The organism is Pseudomonas putida (genome assembly GCA_041071465.1).
Classification (GTDB): domain Bacteria; phylum Pseudomonadota; class Gammaproteobacteria; order Pseudomonadales; family Pseudomonadaceae; genus Aquipseudomonas; species Aquipseudomonas putida_P.
On sequence record CP163498.1, the window covers coordinates 2,292,891 to 2,317,500 of the forward strand.

At 62.0% G+C, this 24,610-nt stretch carries 21 protein-coding genes and 3 pseudogenes; 5 read left to right on the forward strand and 19 right to left on the reverse strand.

All coding sequences use genetic code 11. The annotated features are described in order from the left end of the window. Positions 1-15: 15 nt before the first annotated feature. The gene (locus AB5975_10690) at positions 16-1,245 is read left to right on the forward strand and encodes a nucleoside recognition domain-containing protein (GenBank protein ID XDR22233.1); all 1,230 of its coding nucleotides are present in this window, start codon (positions 16-18) and stop codon (positions 1,243-1,245) included. Here the strand turns inward: AB5975_10690 and AB5975_10695 are convergent. The 9 genes and pseudogenes from AB5975_10695 to AB5975_10735 all read right to left on the reverse strand — a co-directional run bounded on the left by AB5975_10695 (position 1,227) and on the right by AB5975_10735 (position 11,392). Next, positions 1,227-1,862 carry an ABC-type transport auxiliary lipoprotein family protein gene (locus AB5975_10695; protein ID XDR22234.1) on the reverse strand — a complete coding sequence of 212 codons (636 nt, stop codon included), beginning with the start codon at positions 1,860-1,862 and terminating at the stop codon, positions 1,227-1,229. The two genes, AB5975_10690 and AB5975_10695, sit on opposite strands and share 19 nt — an antisense overlap. Continuing rightward, a pseudogene (locus AB5975_10700) lies at positions 1,859-2,796 on the reverse strand (MlaD family protein). Before AB5975_10700 ends, AB5975_10695 begins: the two are co-directional and overlap by 4 nt. 3 nt (positions 2,797-2,799) lie before the next feature. After that, positions 2,800-3,590, reverse strand: a pseudogene (locus tag AB5975_10705) (ABC transporter ATP-binding protein). Beyond that, positions 3,587-4,720 (reverse strand): ABC transporter permease, encoded by a 1,134-nt coding sequence (locus tag AB5975_10710; protein ID XDR22235.1) that lies wholly within the window; start codon positions 4,718-4,720, stop codon positions 3,587-3,589. Before AB5975_10710 ends, AB5975_10705 begins: the two are co-directional and overlap by 4 nt. 114 nt (positions 4,721-4,834) lie before the next feature. After that, the gene (locus tag AB5975_10715; protein ID XDR22236.1) at positions 4,835-5,857 is read right to left on the reverse strand and encodes a DUF5924 family protein; all 1,023 of its coding nucleotides are present in this window, start codon (positions 5,855-5,857) and stop codon (positions 4,835-4,837) included. Positions 5,858-5,951: 94 nt separating this feature from the next. After that, on the reverse strand, positions 5,952-7,358 hold the full coding sequence (locus AB5975_10720; GenBank protein XDR22237.1) for a M16 family metallopeptidase: 1,407 nt from the start codon (positions 7,356-7,358) through the stop codon (positions 5,952-5,954). Between the two features lie 30 nt (positions 7,359-7,388). Next, positions 7,389-9,046, reverse strand: a pseudogene (locus tag AB5975_10725) (Na/Pi cotransporter family protein). Positions 9,047-9,244: 198 nt separating this feature from the next. Then, positions 9,245-10,015 (reverse strand): TerC family protein, encoded by a 771-nt coding sequence (locus AB5975_10730; GenBank protein ID XDR22238.1) that lies wholly within the window; start codon positions 10,013-10,015, stop codon positions 9,245-9,247. Positions 10,016-10,084: 69 nt separating this feature from the next. Next, entirely contained in the window at positions 10,085-11,392 is a 1,308-nt protein-coding gene (locus AB5975_10735; protein ID XDR22239.1) for a CitMHS family transporter, read from the reverse strand. 265 nt (positions 11,393-11,657) lie between these two features. On the opposite strand from AB5975_10735, the gene AB5975_10740 reads away from it, so the two are divergent. Then, on the forward strand, positions 11,658-12,059 hold the full coding sequence (locus AB5975_10740) for a GFA family protein (protein ID XDR22240.1): 402 nt from the start codon (positions 11,658-11,660) through the stop codon (positions 12,057-12,059). Positions 12,060-12,183: 124 nt separating this feature from the next. On the opposite strand, the gene AB5975_10745 is transcribed toward AB5975_10740, so the two are convergent. The 9 genes from AB5975_10745 to AB5975_10785 all read right to left on the reverse strand — a co-directional run bounded on the left by AB5975_10745 (position 12,184) and on the right by AB5975_10785 (position 20,684). Further along, entirely contained in the window at positions 12,184-14,139 is a 1,956-nt protein-coding gene (locus AB5975_10745; protein ID XDR22241.1) for a DUF4105 domain-containing protein, read from the reverse strand. Beyond that, a complete protein-coding gene (locus tag AB5975_10750) occupies positions 14,136-14,456 on the reverse strand; it encodes a DUF2388 domain-containing protein (GenBank protein XDR22242.1) in 321 nt (106 codons plus the stop codon). The genes AB5975_10745 and AB5975_10750 overlap by 4 nt, the downstream gene beginning before the upstream one ends. Before the next feature lie 35 nt (positions 14,457-14,491). Then, positions 14,492-14,785 carry a DUF2388 domain-containing protein gene (locus tag AB5975_10755; protein XDR22243.1) on the reverse strand — a complete coding sequence of 98 codons (294 nt, stop codon included), beginning with the start codon at positions 14,783-14,785 and terminating at the stop codon, positions 14,492-14,494. An 89-nt stretch (positions 14,786-14,874) separates the two neighbouring features. Next, complete coding sequence (locus AB5975_10760; GenBank protein ID XDR22244.1) at positions 14,875-15,192, reverse strand: DUF2388 domain-containing protein; 318 nt, start codon at positions 15,190-15,192, stop codon at positions 14,875-14,877. Between the two features lie 308 nt (positions 15,193-15,500). Then, positions 15,501-15,716: a DUF1127 domain-containing protein gene (locus AB5975_10765; protein ID XDR22245.1), complete on the reverse strand. Its 216-nt coding sequence runs from the start codon at positions 15,714-15,716 to the stop codon at positions 15,501-15,503. Positions 15,717-16,117: 401 nt separating this feature from the next. Further along, positions 16,118-17,611 carry an acetyl-CoA hydrolase/transferase family protein gene (locus AB5975_10770; GenBank protein ID XDR22246.1) on the reverse strand — a complete coding sequence of 498 codons (1,494 nt, stop codon included), beginning with the start codon at positions 17,609-17,611 and terminating at the stop codon, positions 16,118-16,120. 186 nt (positions 17,612-17,797) lie between these two features. Continuing rightward, positions 17,798-19,234 carry an NAD(P)(+) transhydrogenase (Re/Si-specific) subunit beta gene (locus AB5975_10775; protein ID XDR22247.1) on the reverse strand — a complete coding sequence of 479 codons (1,437 nt, stop codon included), beginning with the start codon at positions 19,232-19,234 and terminating at the stop codon, positions 17,798-17,800. A gap of 2 nt (positions 19,235-19,236) precedes the next feature. Further along, entirely contained in the window at positions 19,237-19,551 is a 315-nt protein-coding gene (locus AB5975_10780) for an NAD(P) transhydrogenase subunit alpha (GenBank protein ID XDR22248.1), read from the reverse strand. A gap of 11 nt (positions 19,552-19,562) precedes the next feature. Further along, on the reverse strand, positions 19,563-20,684 hold the full coding sequence (locus AB5975_10785) for a Re/Si-specific NAD(P)(+) transhydrogenase subunit alpha (protein XDR22249.1): 1,122 nt from the start codon (positions 20,682-20,684) through the stop codon (positions 19,563-19,565). Here AB5975_10785 and AB5975_10790 point away from each other — a divergent pair. After that, complete coding sequence (locus AB5975_10790; GenBank protein XDR22250.1) at positions 20,677-21,090, forward strand: hypothetical protein; 414 nt, start codon at positions 20,677-20,679, stop codon at positions 21,088-21,090. The two genes, AB5975_10785 and AB5975_10790, sit on opposite strands and share 8 nt — an antisense overlap. A 12-nt stretch (positions 21,091-21,102) precedes the next feature. Here the strand turns inward: AB5975_10790 and AB5975_10795 are convergent, their stop codons facing one another. After that, entirely contained in the window at positions 21,103-22,020 is a 918-nt protein-coding gene (locus AB5975_10795) for a LysR family transcriptional regulator (protein XDR22251.1), read from the reverse strand. Positions 22,021-22,181: 161 nt separating this feature from the next. Between AB5975_10795 and AB5975_10800 the strand changes: the two genes are divergently transcribed. Together AB5975_10800 and AB5975_10805 are read left to right on the forward strand one after the other, a co-directional pair. Further along, positions 22,182-23,363, forward strand: coding sequence for an acyl-CoA dehydrogenase (locus tag AB5975_10800; protein XDR22252.1), 1,182 nt, complete (start codon positions 22,182-22,184; stop codon positions 23,361-23,363). Positions 23,364-23,376: 13 nt separating this feature from the next. Further along, entirely contained in the window at positions 23,377-24,597 is a 1,221-nt protein-coding gene (locus tag AB5975_10805; GenBank protein ID XDR22253.1) for a CaiB/BaiF CoA transferase family protein, read from the forward strand. The last annotated feature ends 13 nt before the right edge of the window (positions 24,598-24,610 follow it).

Here is a 24,610-nt window from a genome sequence, read left to right on the forward strand (position 1 = left end):
AGGGGGTACACACGGATGCTCAACGGCCTTTGGCTCGGCTTTTTCCTGGTGGCGGCGGTGTCCGCCCTGGCCCAATGGCTGGTGGCCGGCAACGCGGGCATCTTCGCCGCAATGGTCGAAAGCATCTTCGCCATGGCCAAGCTGTCGGTGGAGGTGATGGTGCTGCTGTTCGGCACGCTGACCCTGTGGCTGGGCTTTCTCAAGATCGCCGAAAAGGCCGGTATCGTCGAATGGCTGGCCAAAGTGCTGGGCCCGCTGTTCGCCCGCCTGATGCCGGAAGTGCCGCCTGGTCACCCGGCCCTGGGCCTTATCACCATGAATTTTGCCGCCAACGGCCTGGGCCTGGACAACGCCGCGACGCCGATTGGCCTGAAGGCCATGCGCGCGCTGCAGGAGCTGAACCCCAGCAGCACCACGGCGAGCAACGCGCAAATCCTGTTCCTGGTACTCAACGCCTCTTCGCTGACGCTGCTGCCGGTCACCATCTTCATGTACCGGGCCCAGCAGGGCGCGCCGGACCCAACCATGGTGTTCCTGCCGATCCTGCTGGCGACCAGCGTCTCGACCTTGGTCGGCCTGCTGTCGGTGGCAGTGATGCAGCGCTTGCGACTGTGGGACCCGGTGGTGCTTGCCTACTTCATCCCCGGCGCTTTGCTGCTGGGAGGTTTCATGGCGTTCCTCGGCACCCTGTCGGCCGCTGCACTGGCAAGCCTGTCGTCCATCTTGGGCAACCTCACGTTGTTTGGCGTGATCATGCTGTTCCTGGTGATCGGTGCCTTGAAGCGGGTGAAGGTGTATGAAGCCTTCGTCGAAGGTGCCAAGGAAGGTTTCGATGTGGCCAAGAACCTGCTGCCCTACCTGGTGGCGATGCTGGTGGCGGTGGGTGTGCTGCGCGCATCAGGTGCCTTGGAGCTGGCCTTGGACGGCATTCGCCATGCGGTGAACTGGATGGGCCTGGACACACGCTTCGTCGAGGGTTTGCCGACGGCGCTGGTCAAGCCGTTTTCCGGTAGCGCAGCACGGGCCATGCTGATCGAAACCATGCAGACCCAAGGCGTGGACAGTTTCCCGGCCTTGGTCGCGGCGACGATTCAAGGCAGTACCGAAACCACCTTCTATGTACTGGCCGTGTACTTTGGCGCCGTCGGCATCCAACGTGTGCGCCATGCAGTCGGTTGCGCACTGCTGGCCGAGTTGTCCGGGGTGATCGCGGCGATCTTCATCTGCTACTGGTTCTTCGCCTGAACCCTCGGTTGAGCCTGGTTTGCCTGGGCAATGGTCCAGCTCACCACCTGCCCCACCAGTTGGTCGCTGGCTTGGCCAAAGCCGGTAACCACGGCTGACACCTGTTTGTCGGTCAGTGGTTGGCGGATCTCAAAGCGCTTGCTGGCCAGGATGCGCTGGTTGCGCCCCTGGACCAGGCGTGCGTCGTAGCGGATCACCACCTCTACCGCCCCGCCTGGGCGGTATTCACTCTGAAACGCCTGCAGCTCGCCAGCCAGCTCGTAGTCAGCCTGCAGGTTGCTGTCGTCGGCGCTCAGGCGCTGCACCTGGCCGTCACGCTGGAAGCCATCGAGCAAGCGGTTGCGCAGCAGCACCGGGGCCGCATCGCTCCAACGTGCGCCCTTGTAGCTGCTGACCATATCGCCTTGGGGAATCACGGCAATCCGTGGCCCGGCCAGCACTTCGCTGGCCAGTGGCTTGTTCAGGCGCAATGACCAGTCCAGTGCCGGTGCCGTGCGGCTGGGTTGATTCACTGGCAGGCGGTAAAGGTCCACGGGTTCGCTTTTGGGCAGGATCGAGCAGGCACTGGCCAGGCTCAGCGCGGCCGCCAGGGCCAGCAGGCGCAGCGACGGTTTCATGGCTGGAACTCCTTGTTGTTGTCGCGGCCAAGCAGGTAGCCGCTCGGGTCGGCCTCCAGTTGCCGGGAAATGCCTTTGAGTGCGTTAAGGGTTTCGCGCAGTTCACGAATGGCCGGGGTGAGCTGGTTCAGGCCTTGGGCGCCGTCGCCGATGGCCTCGCTGTTGTTCTTCAGCAGGTTGTTGATGGTTGCCGTGCTTTCAGCCAGTGACTGCATGGCCTGCTCGGCGCTGCCGATCGCCTGTTTGCCTTCGCTGCCCAGCAGGCCGTTGGCATTGCGCATCAGCGTCTGTGTTTCGGCCAGGGTGGCGCTGGCCTGCTTGCCCACCTGCACCAGCTGTTCGATTGCCTCGGCGATGCTGCCATGCTGGCCGGCAAAGGCGCCGGTGGTCTTGTCGAGGTTGGCCAGGGTGTTGCTGAGGTGGCCGATGTTGTCCTCGGAGAACATCTGGTTGGCGTTGTGCAGCAGCAGGTTGATGTTGGTCACCAGGTCGCTGCTGTCATTGAGCAGGCGCGAGATGGGCGATGGCGAGGCGATGATCACCGGTAGCTTGCCATCTTTGCCCTTCAGTTCTGGGCTTTGCGGGGTGCCGCCGCTGAGCTGGATGAACGAGTTGCCAGTGACCCGGCCAGGGTCAGCTTGGCCTGGGTGTCTTCCTTTACCGGTGTGTCACCGCTCAGACGTACCCGTGCCAGTACCCGGCGTGGGTCTTTGGGGTCCAGGCGCAGGGTGGACACATCGCCCACCTTGATGCCGTTGTACTGCACCGGGCTGCCACGGGAAAGGCCCGAGACGGCTTCGTTGAACACCACTTCGTAATCCTTGAAGGCGTCGTCGACACTGGACTTGGCCAGCCACAGGCCGAACAGCATGGCGCCGGCCACCACCAGGACGGTGACCAGGCCGATAAGAACGTGATGGGCTCGGGTTTCCATTGCTCAGCGCTCCTGCCCGGCACGGGTGGCAGCCTGTTCGGCTGCGCGCCCGCGTGGGCCGTGAAAGTATTCTTGGATCCAGGCGTCGTTGGTCTGCTCGACCTCGGCCAGCGGGCCGGCCACCAGGACTTTTTTCTGCGACAGCACCGCAATGCGGTCGGTGATGGTGTACAGGGTGTCGAGGTCGTGGGTGATGAGGAACACCGACAGGCCCAGGGCATCGCGCAGGGTGAGGATCAACTGGTCGAACGCGGCGGCACCGATCGGGTCCAGGCCGGCGGTGGGTTCGTCGAGGAACAGGATGTCCGGGTCCAGGGCCAGTGCGCGGGCCAGCGCCGCACGCTTGATCATGCCCCCGACAACGAGGCCGGGTACTTGTCGGCGGCCGAGATCGGCAACCCGGCCAGGGCCAGCTTCACGCCGGCCAGGTGCTCGGCATCGGCGCGGGACAGCCCGGCGTGCTCGATCAGGGGCAAGGCCACGTTCTCGGTCACCGTCAGCGAAGAGAACAGCGCGCCCTTCTGAAACAACACGCCAAAGCGCCGCTCAACCAGCGAGCGCTGTTCTTCACCCAGGCCGGCCAAGTCCTGGCCGAATACCTTGATCTGCCCTTCGTTGGGTCGGCGCAAGCCGATGATGCTGCGTAGCAGCACCGATTTGCCGCTACCTGAGCCACCGACCACGGCGAGGATTTCGCCACGGTACAGGTCAAGGTCGAGGTTTTCATGCACCACCTGGCGGCCGAAGCGGTTGCAGATGCCACGGGCTTCGATGACGCGATCCTGATCACTCACCAGCCCATCTCCATGAAGAACAGCGCGGCTACCGCATCCAGCACGATGACCACGAAAATCGACTGCACCACCGCCGAGGTGGTGTGTGCCCCTACCGATTCGGCGCTGCCGCTGACCTTGAAGCCTTCCAGGCAGCCGATGGCGGCGATCAGGAAGGCGAAGAAGGGTGCCTTGGCCAGGCCTACCAGAAAGTGCTGCACGCCGATGTCGCTTTGCAGCAGCGACAGGAACATGGCCGGCGAGATATCCAGCGTCAGGGCGCAGACCACCGCGCCACCAATCATGCCGCAGATCATCGCGACAAAGGTGAGCAACGGCAGCGAAATCAGCAGGGCCAGCACCCGTGGCACCACCAGTAGCTCCATGGGGTTCAGGCCCAGGGTGCGGATGGCGTCGATTTCTTCATTGGCCTTCATCGAGCCTATTTGCGCGGTGAACGCGCTGGCCGTGCGCCCGGCCATGAGGATGGCGGTCAGCAGCACGGCGAATTCGCGCAGGAACGAGAACGCCACCAGGTCGACGGTGAAAATGGTCGCGCCGAAGTCGGCCAGCACCGTGGCACCGAGGAAGGCCACTACCGCACCCACCAGGAAGGTCAGCAAGGCGACGATGGGCGCGGCATCCAGCCCGGTCTGTTCGATATGTGCCACCACCGGTGTGAAGCGCCAGCGATGCGGTTGCAGGGCGCGACGCAGCAAGGTTTCGAGGATGACGCCGACGAAACCGAGCAACTGCATGGAGTCTTGCCACAGTGTGCCGACGGCGCGGCCGATGCGTTCCAGCAGCATCAGCAGTACGTTCCGCTCGGGCTCCTTGACCGGGATGCAGTAGTCCTGGACCGAGCAGTAGACGTTCTTGAGCAGTGCGCGGCTGGCTTCGGGCAGGTCTTGGGTACAGCACGACAGGCGCTCGGAACCTAGCAGCTCGGCCAGCAGCGACGCGCCGGCGGTGTCCAGGCGGCCTAGCTGGCTGAGGTCGGCGACGGTGTCGGCAGCGTATTGCGTGCGCAGTTGCTCGCTTTCGCGCTTGAGGTTGGCGTAATGCGCCAGGGTCCAATCACCGGTAATGCGCAGGCAGGGCGGCTGGCTGCTGGTGTCCAGAATGGCGCTGGGGGTGGTCATAGGCTCCATGCAATTGACTCGGCGCTAAGGCTTAGGGGCTGATCATAGCGCAGCGGGCATGGGCTGTTTGTTGATTATGTGCTGTGTTAGGGGCTACGAGGCTGCAACGCAGCCCCTTTTTACTTACTGCGCCGGTGCGTCGTCGACCACCTTGAAGCGCAGCACGCCGATCACCTGCCCATCTTCGGTCAGCACCCTTACCTGCCACTTGCCTACCGGGTTGGGCGGGAAGTTCTGCTTGTGGGTCCAGGCCCGGTAGCCTTCCTTGCGCCCGCCGTGGATGTCCAGGGCTATGCGGTCGACCTCCTGGCCGTCCTTTTGCCACACATGGTAGATCCGCTCATTCAGGCCGCGTGGCGCGTTGATGGCGGTATAGGCGTACAGGCCGCTGCTGCGTATGCGACTGGCGGCAATCTCGTCCAGCGATTCGCCTGGCTGGCGGTTGAGTACTTCGGTGCTCACCGCCACCTCGGTCATCCACAGGGTTGCTGGCGGCACCCAGGAGCGCAACAGCCAGCCGCCGGCACCGACCGACAGGGTAACCACCACCAGCGCCACGGCGCGGCGCCAGTTGTTGATCGGGAAGCTACTGGCCAGGCTTGGGAACGACAGGGCCATGGCTGCGATCAGGGCCAGCTTGAAGCTTTGCGCGGTGGTCAGGTGCAGGATGATCGGCAACGCAGTCAACAGGGCGGCGAACAGCGTCAGGGTGTGCAGTGCCAGGAACAGCCAGCGCCGGGGTGCCAGCCACTTGTAGTACAGGGGGTCGGTGATCGAAATCAGGCCGGCGGCGCCAAGCAAGCCAGTGAAGACCAATTGGCCGCTGTTCCAGGTGGTGGTGATGAAGAAGAACGGCAGCACGAAGAACAGTGTTTCCTGGTGGATCATCTGCGTCGCGTAGCGCAATAGCGGCTGCGGGATCTCGCGGTTGAAGGTGCGTGCGAACAAGCCGGTGAGGGTGTTTTCCAGCATCAGCCAGACCCAGCTGACCAGCATGAGTATGGCGACCCAGCTGGCCAGGCCGGCTTGGCGATCGACCAGGATGAAGCTGCCGATACCGGAGAGGAAACCGCCGAGCGCGATGATGCCGGGGTAGCGTTTGAGCAGTTCGATGATGCGCTGGACGATATGGGGGATTTGGGGCATTGGGGGCTACGACAGAAAGGATGAGTTGGCGGTACCGGCCCCTTCGCGGGCACGCCCGCGAAGGGGCCGGTACTGGCAAAAGGATACCGCCGATTCACCGCTGCCGTGTAGCACCACTCGGCCGTTGCGGGCCTTGCCGCCGCCAGCGCAGCAGCCCGGCCGCCAGTATCAGGCCCACTATCAGCGCGACCAGCCCGTATAGTTCGTCATAGCCAAGCAACGGCTTTTCGATGCGCAGGTAGCCGTCCTCCTTGAGCAGTGCCTTCAGCGCCTCGTTGGCCTGGGCCAGGCTGACCTGGCGCAGCTTGCGCACCGGGTTGGCGAAGCGCCCGTCGGTATAGTCGTTCAGCGCACCCCAGTAGTAGTCGGCCAAGGCACTGTTACCCTGGGTACTCCAGCTTTCCTTGGCGACGCTGGCGTCCTTGATGCGGGCAAAGGTGTCTGGGTCGAGGCCTTCCTTGCGCAGGTGGTCGAACAGCGCCTGCATCACCTTCACCGCCTTGTCGATGTCATCGCGCTCAAGGTCGGCATTGAGGCTGAGCAGGCCGGTGTCGCCGAAGCTTTCTCGTTGCACCGAAGGGCCATAGGACAGCCCATTGCGCAGTCGCAGCTGGTCGTACAGCGCCCAGTCCAGGTAACGCGACAGCAGGTCGAGGGTGGCCTGGTGGTCGTTGTCCAGCACGGGCTCGATGAACAGCCAGTGCAGTTTGACGCTGTCGCCCAGCCAGCCACGGGTCAGGTCGCGGCGCTGCTCGGCCTGCTGGGTAATGCTTTCCAGGTTGCGGCGTTCTTCTGGTTCAGTTGCTGGCAGTTCGCCAAAGGTGCGCTCCAGATACGCCGGCAGCAGACGGTCGAGGCCGCCGACCACGATCAGGGTCATGTTGTTGGCCGCGTACCAGCGGTCACGCAAGGCCTGTACTTGCTCCAGGGTCATGTCGTCGAGGTTGGAGCGCTCCGGGCATTTCAGCCCCAGCTCGGTGGCCAACTGGTCGCTGGCCGGGTGGCCGATATCCTGGCGGTCGAGCCAGCGCTGCAAGTGGCCGTAGTGGCCGCCATCTTCGCGTTCGATGATGCGCTTGGCGGTGGCCAGGGCCTTGGCGTCGATGCGGGTATCGCGGATCACCGCCAGCAGCAGGTCGAGGACCTTGCGCTGATTGCGCGCAGGGGCTTCGATGACAAAAGTCGTGTCGGCGCTGCTGGTGTAGGCGTTCCACTCGCCGCCAAGCGCCTGCAGGCGCTCTTCCAGGCCGCCCTCGCCCATTTCGTCGATGCCGCTGAACAACAGGTGCTCAAGCAGGTGCGGCAGTTCTTTCTGCTCGCAATCGAAGTCATCCAGGCCCACCCCGACCACCAGGCGAATTGCCACATGATCACGTTCGTAGCCGTTTTTCAGGATGACCTGCAGGCCATTGGGCAACAGGTAGCCTTCGACCCGCGAGCGGTCGAGGGCGATCGAGGGCAGGCTGCAGATCAGCAGGCAAACGAACATCAGGCAACGCATGGGCGAGCGAGGGTCCTTAGCTATAAGAATTCACGGCTGGCGGGCTTCGTCCGGCACACTGTCGAGCATCAGCCCACCGGTGTCCGAGCCGCCCAGTACCACATAGGCACTGCTACAGAACAAAGAGTTCAACCGCTTCATGTCGGCGATCAGCTCCAAGTGTAGCGAACTGGTCTCGATGCTTTGCACGACCTTGCGCTGCAGGCGGCTGACATGGGCGTGGGCGAGGCGCCGTTCCTGGGCACGGAACCTGCGTTTCTCCCGCAGCAGCAAGCGGGCGCTTTCCGGGTCGGCACTGAGGAACACCGACAGGCCCAGGCGCAGGTTGGCCAGCAATTGTTCCTGCAGGCCGGTCAGTTCCTCCAGGCCGACCTGGGAAAACTCCCGGCGCTGGCTGGTTTTCTGCTGCTGGACCTTGCGCAGCATGCGTTCGATCAGGTCGCAGGCGAGCTTGAGGTTGATGGCCAGCTCGATGATTTCGGCCCAACGGCGATTGTCCTGTTCGCTGAGGTCCTCGCGCGACATCTGCGCCAGGTACAGCTTGATCGCGCTGTACAGGGCTTCGGCATCTTCGCCCAAGGCGCGGACCTGCTGTGGCAAGGCCGCCTGGGTACCGCGCAACGCGCCGAGCATGGCTTCGAGCAGGCTGTCGACGATATCGCCCAGGCGCAGGGTTTCTCGGCATGCATTGGCCAGGGCCAGGCTGGGCGTTTCGAGTGCCGAGGCGTCGAGGTGGCGTGGGCGCACTTGCCCGTTGCCTGTTTCCCGTTCGGGCAACAGGGCGTTGCACAGCCGGCCCATGGGTTTGACCGTGGGTAACATGAGCAGGCAGCGCAGCGTGTTGTAGAGCAGGTGGAAGCCGATGACCAGCTCTTGCGGGCTGAAGCTCAACGAGTCCATCCATTCCACCAGCGGGTGCAGCACCGGGATGATCAGCACCAGGCCGATCAACTTGTACAGCAGGCTGCCCAGGGCCACCCGGCGCCCGGCGGCGTTCTGCATGCTGGTGCCGATGAACGCCAGCAGCCCACTGCCGATGTTGGCGCCAACTACCAGGCCGATGGCGACCGGCAGGCTGATCACTTCGGCGCCGGCCAGTGTGGCGGTGAGCAGCACGGCGGCCAGGCTTGAATAGGAAATCATGGCGAACATCGCCCCGACCAGGGCGTCGAGCATGATGTCGCCGGTCAGCGAGGCAAACAGCACTTTCACGCCCTGGGCATGAGTGATCGGCGCAGCTGCCTGCACGATAAGCTCAAGTGCCAGGATGATCAGCCCAAGGCCGATGCCTACACGGCCCAATTGGCCGGCCCGCGTCTGCTTGCGCGAAAGGAAGAAGATCACCCGAGGAAGATCAGCAGTGGCGACAGCCATGACAGGTCGAAGGTCAGTACCCGGGCCATCAGTGCGGTACCCACGTCGGCACCGAGCATGATCGCCAAGGCCGGGGTCATGGCCATCAGGCCTTGGCCGACGAAGGAGGTGACCAGCATGGCCGTGGCGTTGCTGCTTTGCACCATGGCGGTGACCAGAATGCCGGCGATGAAGGCCAGCGGCCGCTTGTCCATGTTCTGGCTGATGATGCGCCGCAGGTTCGAGCCGAATACCCGGAGGATGCCGGTACGCACGATGTGGGTGCCCCAGACCAGAAGCGTCACGGCCGAAAGCAGGTTGAGCAGGGTCAGCATGGCGAAGGCCCCCTGTTGCGATGGCCTAGTGGGCCAAGAAAAAGAAACGTGAGCATTGGAATAATTTTCGGTGCTCACTCAAAGCTTTGGTTGTTTTGCGCAGCTGTCGCCAGCTTCGCATGGCTGGCACGGGTTTGAAACCGACCAGAAATGAAAAAAGGGCCACGAAGGGCCCTTTCTGTGCTGCACTTCCTGGTCTTATTGACCCGGAATGTCCTTGCGCAGTTTCACCGGATCATGCTCTTTGCCTGCCTTGCGGGCCGCGGCGGTGCGCATGCGAATGTTGATCGCTTCCACTGCCAGCGAGAACGCCATGGCAAAGTAGACGTAGCCTTTGGGCACATGCACGTCGAACGCTTCGGCGATCAGCACGGTACCGACCACGATCAGGAACGACAGCGCGAGCATCTTCAGCGACGGGTGCTTGTCGATGAAGTCGCTGATAGCGCCGGCGCACAGCATCATCACCAGCACGGCAACCACGATGGCCGCGATCATGACCGGAACGTGGGAAACCATGCCCACTGCGGTGATCACCGAGTCCAGCGAGAACACGATGTCGATGATGGCGATCTGGATGATGGTGTAGAAGAACTTGCCACCCGCGCCTTTTGGCTCGTCCGGGTTTTCGTCTTCGCCTTCCAGGCCGTGGTAGATCTCTTGCGAGCTTTTCCACAACAGGAACAGACCACCGAAGAACAGGATCAGGTCGCGCCCGGAGATGCCTTGGCCGAACACCACGAACAGGTCGGCGGTAAGGCGCATGACCCAAGTGATCGACAGCAACAGCATGATGCGGGTGACCATGGCCAGGGCCAGGCCGAAGATCCGGGTGCGCGGCTGCATGTGCTTGGGCATGCGGCTGACCAGGATCGAGATCATGATGATGTTGTCGATACCGAGGACGATTTCAAGCGCGGTAAGGGTGAAAAAGGCAACCCAGATTTCCGGGCTGGTCAGCCATTCCATGTATTTTCCTTCGAGCGGTAATGGCGACGCGCCCCGGTCAGGGCGCGTCGCGTAGGTGATACGTGTGTATTAAAGACTACTGAACAGCGGGAAAATCCCCATCAGCAGTGCGGCGAGCATTATGCACAGGCACACCAACACTGCCCACTTGAGTGTAAAGCGCTGATGATCGCCAAATTCGATACCGGCCAGGGCCACCAGCAGGTAGGTGGAGGGTACCAGCGGGCTGAGCAGGTGTACTGGCTGCCCGACGATCGACGCACGGGCCATCTCTACCGGGGTGATGCCGTAATGGCTGGCGGCTTCGGCCAGCACTGGCAGCACGCCGTAGTAGAACGCATCGTTGGACATGAAGAAGGTGAACGGCATGCTCACGATCGCGGTGATCACCGCCAGGTAAGGGCCCAGCGCTTCGGGGATGACCGCCAGCAGGCTCTTGGACATGGCGTCGACCATGCCGGTACCGGACAGGATGCCGGTAAAGATGCCTGCGGCGAAGATCAGCCCGGTCACGGCCAGTACGCTGCCTGCGTGGGCGGCGATGCGGTCCTTCTGCTGCTGCAGGCATGGGTAGTTGACGATCATCGCGATGCTGAAGGCGATCATGAACAGCACCGGCAGCGGCAGTACACCGGCGATCAGTGCGACCATCAGGGCAGCGGTCAGTGCGCCGTTGAAGTACAGCAGCTTGGGCCGGCGTGCGTCCGGGTACTGCGAGACAGTGATTTCACTGTGGTCGATGTCGTCGGTCGGCAGGTGCAGTTCGCCCAGGCGAGCACGTTCACGCTTGCCGTACATGTAGGCGATGGCCAGGATCGCCAGCACACCGAACAGCATGGCCGGGATCATCGGCACGAAGATGTCCGATGGGTCTACGTGCAGGGCGCTGGCAGCGCGGGCGGTCGGGCCACCCCACGGGGTCATGTTCATCACCCCGCCGGCGAGGATGATCAGGCCGGCCATGATCCGCGGGCTCATGCCCAGGCGGCTGTACATCGGCAGCATGGCGGCACAGCAGATCATGTAAGTGGTGGCGCCGTCACCATCGAGCGAGACCACCAGGGCCAGTACAGCGGTGCCGACCGAGACCTTCAGCGGGTCGCCCTTGACCAGTTTGAGGATCTTGCGCACGGCCGGGTCGAACAGGCCGGAGTCGATCATCAGGGCGAAGTAGAGGATGGCGAACATCAGCATCACGCCGGTTGGCGCGAGCTTGCTGATGCCTTCGAGCATCATGGGGCCGATCTTGGCGGAAAAACCACCGAACAGGGCGAACAGAATCGGTACCAGGATCAGCGCGATCAAGGCCGACAGGCGCTTGGTCATGATCAGGTACATGAAGGTGATGACCATGGCAAAGCCGAGGAAGGTCAGCATGGCAATACTCCAGGCGTGGCGCTACGAAAGGAACGTCGATTCGGGCGGATCAGCGCGTTGGGCGCTGCGCGGGGAGCATGCGGAGGGGACTGCGGAAAGGCGGGCACAGGAATACATCAGAATCACCATTGTTGTTGTTGATTGGGCCGGGCGCGGTTTTACCGGGTGCCCTGGCTGACCGGTCTCGTGCCGGTAGTGGGCGCTATCCTATGAGGGCAAGCTTTCAGCCAGCTTTCGCCGAAGCAAAGGCGACGAGAGGTAGGTGATGCAGAATGTGACCGAAGGGGGCTGCCATTGCGGCGCCTTGCGTTACCGGTTGGAGGGCGACCTGACGGACATCGCCCATTGCCATTGTTCGATATGCCGCCGGGTAAGCGGCGGGCTGGTGGTGACCTGGCTCACCCTGCCTCGTTCGGGGTTTCAGTGGCTGGCGGGCGAACCCAACTGCTATGTGGCACCGGCCAGTTGCAGCCGGTACTTCTGTGGGCATTGCGGGGCGCATGTGGCATTGGTGACCACGCACAGCCCGGAAACGGTGGATGTGACGGTGGCGACGCTGGATCACCCGGAACTGGTCAGGGCCAACCGGCATATCTGGGTGGGCAGTCGGCTACCTTGGCTGCATCTGGATGAACAGTTGCCTTCCGAGGCTGAGGAGAAGCTTTAGGCCTGTGTTGTCTGTACCGGCCTCTTCGCGGGTAAACCCGCTCCCACAGGATCACCGCAGCCTCAAGGCCTGTGCAGTCCCCGTGGGAGCGGGTTTACCCGCGAAGAGGCCGGCACAGGCAACATCACAATTGCAGGCCACCCGCAGCCTTGTGCAGCGCCCGCAAGTGCTCGCCGATCTGCTTCACATTGGCTTCGATCGCGGCAATTTCCTTGGCCCGTGATGGCTCCAGCAGCGCCCTCACCTCTTTGTCCAGGCTGGTGCTCAAGCGCAACAGCTGTGCCTGGCGTTCGCTGCTCACCTGCTCAAGGTGCTTGCGCTCTTCGGGTTGCGGCAGCCCGTAGCCCTTGGCATCCAGCAACTCTGCCGGACGGCTGAGGAAACCGCTGTTGGCGAGCATCTGCTTGAGGGTTGCGTCAGCTTTGTTGACGCTGCCATCTTTCAGCGCCGCAGCATTCAGGTAGCGCTGCTTGACCTCGTCTTGAGCCAGCAGAAGCTGCCGGCGAAGGCTGGCCTGTTCGAGCAGCAGCAACGCGGCGCTGGTGCGCAGGTCAGCCTTGGCGAACCAGCTGCGACGTTGATCGGCCTCCAGGGCCAACCAGTCTTCAACCAGGGCTTGCTTGATCGGCAGCTGTTTCCTGAGCACTTCGAACATGGCCTGGTAGCGGTCGCGGTAAGAATCGAAGCGGTAGCCCAGGCGCAACGCCTCGCGCGGGTCATCAAGCACGCTGGTGTCGGCCAGCCCCCTGCCCTTTAGCACGGCCAGCAAACCGTTGGGCATGATGCTGTCCAGGTCATTTATGCGCGGGTTGGCTGTGCCGCTGCGCAGCAGTTTCAACGACTCCACTGCACAGTTGTTGGACAGGAACCAGTAGTTGCCGTCATAGCTCCAGTGCATCTCGGCGGCCTGGCGCACCAGGTTCTCGATTTCTTCGCGGTTGAGCTTCAAGGGCACCGAGGCCAGGCTGCGCAGTTCGGTCTTGGTGTATTCGTCGATCACTTGGCCCAGTGGCAATACGAATAGTCGTGACGGGTAGTTACCGACCAGGCCGTCCCAGCTGGACAGCTGCACGTCGTTGACGAAGGCGCGGTACGAAAGCACCAGGCTTTGGTCTAGGTCCAGGCGGCAGTCTGGACCGCGTGGGCGGCCCGGTTTGCAGATCACCAGGCGCAGCATGCTGTGACCCCAGCGGCTGACCAGGTTTTGGTTGGCTTCGGCCAGCAGGTAGTCCACTTCATAGACCCGCTCGGGGTCGATCTCACCCAGTGGCTGGCGAGCGAAGTCACTGCCAGCGTTGATGAACGGCAGGCCCTTGGCGCAGGTGTCCTGTTGCGGTGCCCAGCCGAAATGCTGGCGCAAGTACTGGTTCAGCGCCGGACGGCGGCAGCCGTAGCTTGGGTCGAGGAGGAAGTACTCCATGTTGACCGCGATGTATTCCTTGGGGCTGCTTAGTTCATAGCTGTCGGGGCTACGCACGAACTGGCCATTGTGTTGCTCGCGCTCGCCGCGTCGGCCCACGTATTGTGGCCAGCCGGCCAGGTCGAGCAGGCGCGGGTCGTCGCTGAGGGTGAATCGACGTTCAGCCTGGCCTCGACATTCTTCAGGCAGGCCGATCTTGCCCAGCGTGCCCTGCTGGCGCTTGCAGCGGGCGATCAGCGAACGCTCGGCACCGGGCCACAGGCGGGCACGGTCGTAGATATGGGTGAGCTCGTGCAACACGGTGGCCAGCAGCTCTTCACGCACCGTGCCATGGGGGCGGTTGGTGCGCTCGGTGGCGGCGCTGCCGTCGGTGAGGCTGGGCAGCAAGCGGCGGTTGAGCTCGAGGGTGGATACCAGTGATGCCTGCCCATAGGCGTCGGCAGGCATGTTGTCGCTCCAGCTGACCCGCACGCGGCGGTCCAACTGTTGCTTGAAGCGCGGCGGCAGCCTGCCCATGGCCTCGTCAAGCAGGGCCTGTGAGGCTTGGGTTTGCTGCGGGTCCAGGCCGGACGCCTGCAGCTCTAGCTGCAGGTCGGCCAAGGCGGGCGTGCCGAGCAGCGTCAGGGCGCAGCCGAGCAGCCAGGCGCGCACGCGAATCACAGTGCGAGGATGGCTTCGGCCAGTACCTGGTCGCTGGCGCCGCGCGCTTCTGGTACGCGCTCGCGCAGGGTGTTGAAGGCTGCCTCGAGTTGGACGCCGCGGATGTCACCGTTGCTGGCGACGAAGCTGGCAGCGTCGTCGTGGGCTTCGCGCACCACTTTGGAATCACGGATAGACGTGGTGGTGTCCGAGGTGAAGTCGATCGAACGGCCGAAGGCACGCACGATGATGTTGCTGGTAGCCACCAGGGTCTGTGCCTGGGCCAGGTCGGCCAGCAGCAGCATGCCGAGGGAAGCGGCAATCAGCGGTTTACGCATGGAGCATCTCCGAAAAATACAGGGAGTCAGGTGAGTTATTGGACGAGAATTGCCTGCGCCAGTTCCAGATCGCCGACAGTGTGCCGTGCACAATTGTGGCGTAATGATTCCAGCGCGGCTTCCAGGCGTGCACCACGGATCACGCCATCGCTGGCAACGAATGCGGCGGCATCATCACGGGCCTGCCTGATCAGTTTGCGATCGAAGGGCGCGGTAGTGACCTGGCTGGTGGCATAGCCCGAGATGACCAGGCCTTGCGTGGTGGTATCCATGGCATGGGCGCTGGCCATGCCGACAACGGAGAACAGCAGCGGCAACAGATAACGCATGGGCTTTCTTGAAGGCTGGAAAAATGGACGACGAAGGCTACCCCAGGTGCGAGGGCTCTAGCCAACGCACCTGTTTTGCCTAGGGTGTATCAGAGCGCCAGGATGGCCTGGGCCAGCTGTGCATCGCTGGCTTGCAGGGCCGGCATGTTCGAACGGATGTGCACGAAGGCGCTTTCCAGGCGGGCACCGCGGATATCGCCTTGAGTGCCGACGAACGTGGCGGCGTCATCCCGGGCCGCCTGCACGATCTTGTCGTCGCGGAACGACGAGGAAAGGTCGGATGTGGCGTCAGTGGAAGCGGCAACGGCGCGTACTACCGTGTCGGTGGTGACAACGAAGCTGGTGGCGTGGGCAGTGCCAGCCAGGCCGAGTAACAGGGCGGCGCCAAGCAGGTGTTTACGGGACATGATCGTGGACTCCTGGGTAGGGTCAGGTTGGTTCTGCTCTATCGGACGTTTGCAGGGCTCGTCACGGTACGTTTCAACAACTGGTTCTAGCAGACGGTTAAGCCAAGCGTATCACGCGGTGCTGCGTTGGGAGGTCAACGCGTGTTGTGCGTGATAACTGTAATGGTGATTATTGGTTTTTACAAAACTGTACTGGTAATGACCTTGAGCGCTCTGCAACGCGCCTTTCGGGCAATAAAAAACCCGTTGCAGTGACCTGCAACGGGTTTGGGAATTCGCGGTGCCGGCCGCAGCCGGCAAGCCGGTGCTTAGCGCCAGAAAGGCTTGCTCAGCTCTTCGTAACGCTGCGACTCGCTGATACCGGCGTCGGCCAGCAGGCGGCTGTCCAGGCGAGCCAGTTGACGGCGGCTGGCCATACGGCGCTGCCACAGCAGCAGGGTGGACAGTGCGCGCAGCGGCATCGATGCGTTGGATTGCTGGGCGTTGCTTTCAAAAACCAGACCGGAACTGAGGGTACGTTCCATGATGCTTCATCCTTCCGCTTATGGCGGGATTAGGTAGTGATTTAACTGATGCCAATGATCCTCCTCTGCTGTCCATAACAGTAGATACAGTTCAGTTGAAAGACGATGGCTCAGTTAACTGTGTAACCCTACTGTTGCACTCGAAAATGGCGCAACTGTACTGGTCTGCACGAATATGGTGCGATTTAAGAGATGGAGATGGTTTTAAGCGGCGAGGATCGGTTGAAAACCGGTACAGTAGAACAGTTTTATAAAGAAGGAAGGCCGGACTGTGCAGCACAGTCGTAATGGTGCGGCCTTGTGTCGCGACAAGGCCGCAGACCGGCCCAGGATTGCGGCGTTACAGCTGAAAAAGAAGGGGCTGCTGTGCAGCCCCATCGCGACACAAGGCCGCTTCTCCATCAGCTAGCCAGCATGCGCCCGGTTTCTTCCAGGTTCTCGTGCCAGCTCAACGCTTCACGCAGGATGTGCGGGGTATGGCCGCCACGCTGGCAGGCGCGATCGAAGTAATCGTTCAGCGCAGCGCGGTAGTCTGGGTGCACACAGTTGTCGATGATCGCCCGTGCCCGTTCGCGCGGCGCCAGACCACGCAGGTCGGCAAGGCCCTGCTCGGTGACCAGGATGTCCACGTCGTGCTCGGTGTGATCGACATGGCTGACCATTGGCACCACGCTGGAAATCGCGCCACCTTTGGCAATCGACTTGGTGACGAATACGGCCAGGTGGGCGTTACGAGCGAAATCGCCCGAACCGCCAATGCCGTTCATCATCCGGGTACCGCAGACGTGGGTGGAGTTGACGTTGCCGTAGATATCGAACTCCAGTGCGGTGTTGATACCAATGATGCCCAGGCGACGTACCACTTCCGGGTGGTTGGAGATTTCCTGCGGGCGCAGCACCAGCTTGTCCTTGTAGCGCTCCAGGTTGCCGAACACGTCGGCGTTGCGGCGGCTGGACAAGGTGATCGAGCTACCCGAGGCGAAGCTCAGCTTGCCGGCGTCGATCAGGTCGAAGGTGGAGTCCTGCAGTACTTCGGAGTACATGGTCAGGTCTTCGAACGGCGATTCGATCAGGCCGCACATCACCGCGTTGGCGATGCTGCCGATACCGGCTTGCAGCGGGCCGAGCTTGTTGGTCATGCGGCCAGCGTCCACTTCCTTTTTGAGGAAGTTGATCAGGTGGTCGGCGATGCCTTGGGTTTCATCATCTGGCGGCAGCACAGTGGACGGCGAGTCTGGCTGGTCGCTGATGACGATACCGACGATCTTGGCCGGGTCGATCGGGATGGCGGTGCTGCCGATACGGTCGTCTACCTTGACCAGCGGGATGGGGGTGCGGGTCGGGCGGTAGGTCGGGATGTAGATGTCATGCAGGCCTTCGAGGTTGGTGTTGTGCGAGAGGTTGATCTCGACAATCACCTGCTTGGCGAAGATCGCGAAGCTGGCCGAGTTGCCCACCGAGGTGGTCGGCACGATGTGGCCTTGCTCGGTGATGGCCACGGCTTCGATGACTGCGATGTCCGGCAGCTTCAGCTGCTGGTTGCGCAATTGCTCGACGGTTTCCGACAGGTGCTGGTCGATGAACATCACCTGGCCATCGTTAATGGCCTTGCGCAGGGTGCTGTCGACCTGGAACGGCATGCGGCGAGCCAGCACGCCGGCCTCGGTCAGTTGCTTGTCCAGGTCGTTGCCCAGGCTGGCGCCGGTCATCAGGCTGATTTTCAGTGGCGACTGCTTGGCACGTTCGGCCAGTGCATGCGGTACGGCCTTGGCTTCGCCGGCGCGGGTGAAACCGCTCATGCCGACGGTCATGCCGTCCTCGATCAGACCAGCGGCATCAGCCGCACTCATTACCTTGCTGTGCAGGGAGGACAAGCGGATACGATCACGGTACATGGATTGTTATCTCGGGCTACTGAAACTACTGCAGCGCAGTCTAGAGATTTCGCCCATTGCCGTCCCACGACCATGGTCGTATGAGAAGCCTTGAAGTAGAGCCGTTGATCCGGATCAATAAAAGGAAAGCCCCGACAGATTCTGACCGGGGCTTCCTTTATATCAGCTGGTTTGCAGCGGCCGTTGTCACTCCACTGCTTTGACCATGTCCTCGATGACCTTCTTGGCGTCACCGAACACCATCATGGTCTTGTCCAAGTAGAACAGTTCGTTGTCCAGGCCAGCATAGCCGCTGGCCATGGAGCGCTTGTTGACGATGATGGTCTTGGCCTTGAACGCTTCGAGGATCGGCATGCCGGCGATTGGCGATTTGGGGTCGTTCTTCGCCGCCGGGTTGACCACATCGTTGGCGCCCAGCACCAGCACCACGTCGGCCTGTCCGAACTCGGCGTTGATGTCCTCCATCTCGAACACCTGGTCGTATGGCACTTCGGCTTCGGCCAGCAGGACGTTCATATGCCCGGGCATGCGGCCCGCCACTGGGTGAATCGCATACTTCACGGTTACGCCGTTGTGGGTCAGCTTCTCGGTAAGCTCCTTCAATGCGTGCTGGGCACGGGCCACCGCCAGGCCGTAGCCTGGGACGATGATTACGCTGTCGGCATTGCTGAGCAGGAAGGTGGCATCGTCAGCCGAACCAGATTTCACCGGGCGCTGTTCTTGCGAACCTTGCGCCGCGCCAGTGTCGGTATCGCCACCGAAGCCGCCGAGGATGACGTTGAAGAACGAACGGTTCATCGCCTTGCACATGATGTACGAGAGGATGGCACCGGACGAGCCCACCAGGGAGCCTGCGATGATCAGCATCGAGTTGTTCAGGGAGAAGCCGATACCGGCCGCTGCCCAGCCCGAATAGCTGTTGAGCATCGACACCACCACCGGCATGTCGGCGCCGCCGATCGGAATAATGATCAGCACGCCCATGATGAAGGCCAGGACCAGCATCAGGGTGAAGGCACTGTAATGACCGGTGAAAGTGAACAGCAGGCCCAGGGCGATGGTGGTCAGGCCGAGGATCAGGTTCAGCTTGTGCTGGCCCGCGAACTGTACAGGAGCGCCTTGGAACAGGCGGAACTTGTACTTGCCCGACAGCTTGCCGAAGGCGATCACCGAACCGGAGAAGGTAATGGCACCGATGGCAGCACCGAGGAACAGCTCCAGGCGGTTGCCGGTAGGGATCGGGTCACTGATGGCGGCAACGATGCCCATCGACTGCGGCTCGAGTACGGCGGCGATGGCGATGAACACCGCCGCCAGGCCGATCATGCTGTGCATGAAAGCGACCAGCTCCGGCATCTTGGTCATCTCGACGCGCTTGGCCATGATCGAGCCGGCGGTGCCACCGACCAGCAGGCCGACGATGACATAGCCGATGCCGGCGGTGGCCAGTTCTGCACCTAGCTTATAAATGAGGCCAACCGTGGTAAGGATGGCGAGCCCCATGCCAATCATGCCAAACAGGTTGCCACGCCGCGAGGTAGTCGGGTGCGACAGGCCCTTGAGCGCCTGGATGAAGCACACCGAGGCGACGAGGTAGAGGAGCGTTACCAGATTCATGCTCATGCTTACTTCTGCGCCTCGTTCTTGGTTTTCTTCTTGAACATTTCAAGCATGCGGCGGGTGACCAGGAAGCCACCGAACACATTGACTGCGGCCAGGGCCACGGCAAGCGTGCCCATCAGCTTGCCAGCCGGGGTCACGGTCAGCGCGGCAGCCAGCATGGCACCGACGATGACGATCGCCGAAATGGCGTTGGTAACCGCCATCAGCGGGGTGTGCAGCGCCGGGGTGACGTTCCACACCACGTGGTAGCCCACATAGATGGCCAGCACGAAGATGATCAGGTTGTAGATGCCGTGAGAAATCAGCATGTCTTCCATTGTCGTGCTCCTTAGCCGTTCTTGCGGACGACCTGACCATCACGGCACATCAGGCAGGCCGCGACGATGTCGTCTTCGAGGTTGATGACCAGCGCGCCGTCCTTGTCGAACAGCAGCTTCATGAAGTCCAGCAGGTTGCGCGCGTACAGCGCCGAGGCATCGGCACCCACCTGCGCAGGCAGGTTGGTCGGGCCGACGATGGTCACGCCGTTTTCCTGCACCACCTGGTCGGCAACGGTCAGTGGGCAGTTGCCGCCCTGGGCCGCAGCCAGGTCGATGACCACCGAGCCGGGCTTCATCTGCGCCACGGTTTCGGCACTGAGCAAGGTCGGTGCCTTGCGCCCGGGGATCAGCGCGGTGGTAATGACGATATCGGCCTGCTTGGCGCGTTCGTGCACGGCCTGGGCCTGGCGTTGCATCCAGCTGGCCGGCATGGGTCGGGCGTAGCCGCCGACGCCTTCGGCGCACTCGCGCTCTTCGTCGGTCTCATAGGGCACGTCGATGAATTTGGCGCCCAGCGACTCGATCTGCTCCTTCACGGCTGGGCGTACATCGGATGCTTCGATCACCGCACCCAGGCGCTTGGCCGTGGCAATGGCCTGCAGGCCGGCAACGCCCGCGCCGAGGATCAGCACGCGTGCGGCCTTAACGGTACCGGCAGCGGTCATCAGCATGGGCATGAAGCGTGGGTAGTGATGGGCTGCCAGCAACACGGCCTTGTAACCGGCGATGTTGGCTTGCGACGACAGCACATCCAGGCTTTGCGCCCGAGAGGTACGCGGCGCGGCCTCCAGGGCGAAAGCGGTGATGCCGCGTTCGGCCATCTTGCCGATCAGTTCGCTGTTGAACGGGTTGAGCATGCCCACCAGCAGGCTGCCACTGTTGATCAGGGCCAATTCCTGGTCGTTGGGGGCGACCACTTTGAGTACCAATTGGGCGCCGTAGGCGTCGGCTGCGCTCCCCAGGGAAGCACCCACGGCCTCATAGGCACTGTCCGGAATGGCGGCGTTGAGCCCTGCACCCCGTTGGACGGTGACCTGATGGCCCTGGCCAATCAGTTTCTTGATGGTTTCGGGGGTCGCAGCGACCCTTGTCTCACCGGTCTGCGTCTCGAGAGGAACACCAATGTGCACGACTATTTCTCCTGCGGTGACCTTTTGTCTTTGTAAAAGCCAGCACACTTCGGATGGTGAGCTGGGGCGGCTGTGGAGCGCCGGCCCGCCGGATACCGGGCGGGCGAAGCATTTTGCAGACGAACCCAGAGGCCTTCAACCGGTTCTGGAGCGAAACGAAGTTAAAACTACAAGTCACCCTGTGACCGCTTGTCGCAGCGATAAGGCTGCAGCCCGTCAAGCATGGGCTATTGGCAGATTAGGAGAAAAAAACAAAAAAAATGCGAAGAATTCGCTTACGGATTGGTGGATGTCGCAAAATAACCCGCAAAGCCGCGTGTTAAGCAGGGTTAAAGGGTATTTTTATGCCTGCATTACAGTTTTCGAAAAAGCGACAAATACATATATCTGTAGGTGTTTAAAATAATTGACTACAGAGTCAATTTGTCGCACTTGTTCTTGTTTTGCCTGTGTATGCCTGGGCCTGGCTCACCAGCCAGTCGCGAAACGCACGTAGCGATGCTGACTCTACCTTGCGTTCGGGAATCATCAGATAGTAAGCCTTGTCGCTACTCAGGGCATGCCTGTTAGCGACCACCAGCCTACCCTCCTCCAGCTCTCGCTGGATCAGGAACGGCGGTATCAGGGCAATGCCCATTTCGTGCATGGCCGCCTGGGCGAGCATCGAGAATAGTTCATAGCGCGGGCCTGTCATGTCGCGTTCAACATTCATACCTACGCTGCCGAACCATTGCCGCCAGGCATAGGGGCGCGTGCTTTGCTGCAGCAGGGGAAGCTGCGCGATGTGGCGTGCCTCGAGCTTGCCCTGCCCATCCAGCAGTACCGGGCTGCACACCGGTACTGGGTTTTCCCCCATCAGCCTGTGCGACTGGGTGCCAGACCAATCGGCATCACCAAAATAGATGGCGGCATCGAAGGTTGTGTCCGCAAACAGGAATGGCCGGGTGCGGTTGGTGAGATTGACCGTGACCTCTGGGTGGCGCTGCTGGAAGTCCTTGAGCCGTGGTAGCAGCCATTGAGTGCCAAACGTCGGCACCACCGCCAGCTCGATCACATTGGCGCCCTGCAGGCGCATCACCGACAAGGTATCGCGTTCCACGGCGTCCAGCTGGGTGGCCACCTGGCGACTGTAGGACAGGCCGGCTTCGGTAAGCTTCACGCCCCTGCGCGAGCGGCGGAACAGTTCCACATTAAGGAAGGCTTCTAGCCCACCGATCTGCCGACAGACGGCGCTTTGGGTCAGGGCGAGTTCCTGGGCAGCCTTGGTAAAGCTTTCGTTACGTGCCGCCGCTTCGAAGCAAACCAGAGCGGCGGTACTGGGGATCTTGCGGCGCATGTACGTCAACCTCACTTGTAAGGCTGTCAATATGGCGTTTTGCCGATTTACGAAGTGACAAATTATCACTAATTGGTGCGCAATCCTCGTTTGTCCCGGCGGCTGATCAAGCCTAGGCTCAAAGGCACAAGAAACTGCCCCCTATTACGAGGATTTCGCTCATGGCCGGTAAAGCAAGCTTCAACTGGATCGACCCGCTGCTGCTGGATCAGCAGCTCACTGAGGAAGAGCGCATGGTGCGTGACAGCGCTTATCAGTTCGCCCAGGACAAGCTGGCCCCACGTGTGCTCGAGGCTTTCCGTCATGAGCAGACCGACCCGGCGATCTTCCGCGAGATGGGTGAAATCGGCCTGCTGGGTGCAACCATTCCCGAGCAGTACGGTGGCAGCGGTTTGAATTACGTGTGCTATGGCCTGATTGCCCGCGAAGTGGAACGCATCGACTCAGGTTACCGCTCGATGATGAGTGTGCAGTCGTCGCTGGTGATGGTGCCGATCAACGAATTTGGCACCGAGGCACAAAAACAGAAGTACCTGCCCAAGTTGGCGAGTGGCGAGTGGATCGGTTGCTTCGGCCTGACCGAACCTAACCATGGCTCCGACCCGGGCTCGATGATTACCCGGGCCAGGAAGGTGGACGGTGGCTACCGTCTTACCGGCAGCAAGATGTGGATCACCAACAGCCCCATCGCCGACGTGTTCGTGGTCTGGGCCAAGGACGATGAGGGCGATATCCGTGGCTTCGTGCTGGAGAAAGGCTGGCAGGGCCTCAGTGCTCCGGCGATCCATGGCAAGGTCGGCCTGCGCGCCTCGATCACTGGCGAAATCGTCATGGACAATGTGTTCGTGCCGGACGAGAACATTTTCCCGGATGTACGTGGCCTCAAAGGCCCGTTCACCTGCCTGAACTCGGCTCGCTACGGTATTTCCTGGGGGGCGCTGGGTGCCGCTGAAGCTTGCTGGCACACCGCCCGCCAATACACCCTGGACCGCCAACAGTTCGGACGCCCGTTGGCCGCCAACCAATTGATCCAGAAAAAGCTGGCCGACATGCAGACGGAAATCACGCTGGCGCTGCAAGGCTGCCTGCGCCTGGGGCGCATGAAGGACGAAGGAACGGCTGCAGTGGAGATTACCTCGATCATGAAGCGCAACTCCTGCGGCAAGGCGCTGGATATCGCCCGTATGGCGCGCGACATGCTCGGTGGCAACGGCATCTCCGACGAGTTTGGTGTGGCTCGCCACCTGGTCAACCTGGAGGTGGTCAACACCTACGAAGGTACTCATGACGTGCATGCGCTGATTCTGGGGCGTGCGCAAACCGGTATCCAGGCCTTCTATTAATAAGGAGCAGTCCATGGGCGCGCTATCACATCTGCGGGTGCTGGACCTTTCGCGCGTGTTGGCCGGCCCGTGGTCTGGCCAGATTCTCGCTGACCTTGGCGCTGACGTGATCAAGGTCGAGCGCCCTGGCAGTGGCGACGATACCCGCTCATGGGGGCCACCCTTCCTCAAGGATGTCGAGGGTGAGAACACCGGCGAGGCGGCCTACTACCTGTCGGCCAATCGCAACAAGCGTTCGGTGACCATCGACTTTACCCAGCCCGAGGGGCAGCGCCTGGTGCGTGAGTTGGCGGCTAAGTGCGATATCGTCATCGAGAACTTCAAGGTGGGTGGGCTGGCTGCCTATGGCCTGGACTACCAGAGCCTGAAGGCAGTCAACCCACAGCTTATCTATTGCTCCATTACGGGCTTCGGCCAGACCGGCCCATATGCCAAGCGCGCTGGCTATGACTTCATGATCCAGGGGCTGGGTGGGCTGATGAGCCTGACCGGTCGCCCAGAAGGTGAGGCAGGTGCAGGGCCGGTGAAGGTGGGTGTAGCGCTTACCGACATTCTGACCGGACTGTATTCCACGGTTGCCATGCTTGCTGCCCTCGCCCACCGGGATCAGACCGGGGTCGGCCAGCATGTCGATATGGCATTGCTCGATGTGCAGGTGGCCTGCCTGGCGAATCAGGCAATGAACTATCTGACCACAGGCACCTCGCCTCGCCGGCTGGGTAATGCGCATCCCAACATAGTGCCTTATCAGGATTTCCCGACGGCGGATGGAGACTTCATTCTTACCGTGGGTAATGACAGCCAGTTCCGCAAGTTCGCCGAAGTGGCCGGGCAGCCGCAATGGGCGGATGACCCGCGCTTTGTGACCAATAAACTGCGGGTGGCGAACAGGGCCGAGCTGATTCCACTGATACGCCAAGCCACGGTGTTCAAGACCACGGCTGAATGGGTGCGCCAGCTGGAAGCTGCAGGGGTGCCGTGTGGGCCAATCAATGACCTGGCGCAGATGTTCCAGGACCCCCAGGTGCTGGCGCGAGGGCTGGCGGTAAGTATGGCGCATCCGTTGGCGGGTAGCGTACCGCAGGTCGCGAGCCCGATACGCTTGTCGGAGACGCCGGTGGAGTATCGCCGGGCGCCGCCACTGTTGGGCGAGCATACCGACGTGGTGCTGGGGGAAGTGTTGGGGTTGGGTGCCGGCGAGCTGCAGCGACTACGCGGCGCTGGTGTACTTTAGAAGCCGCGGGTTG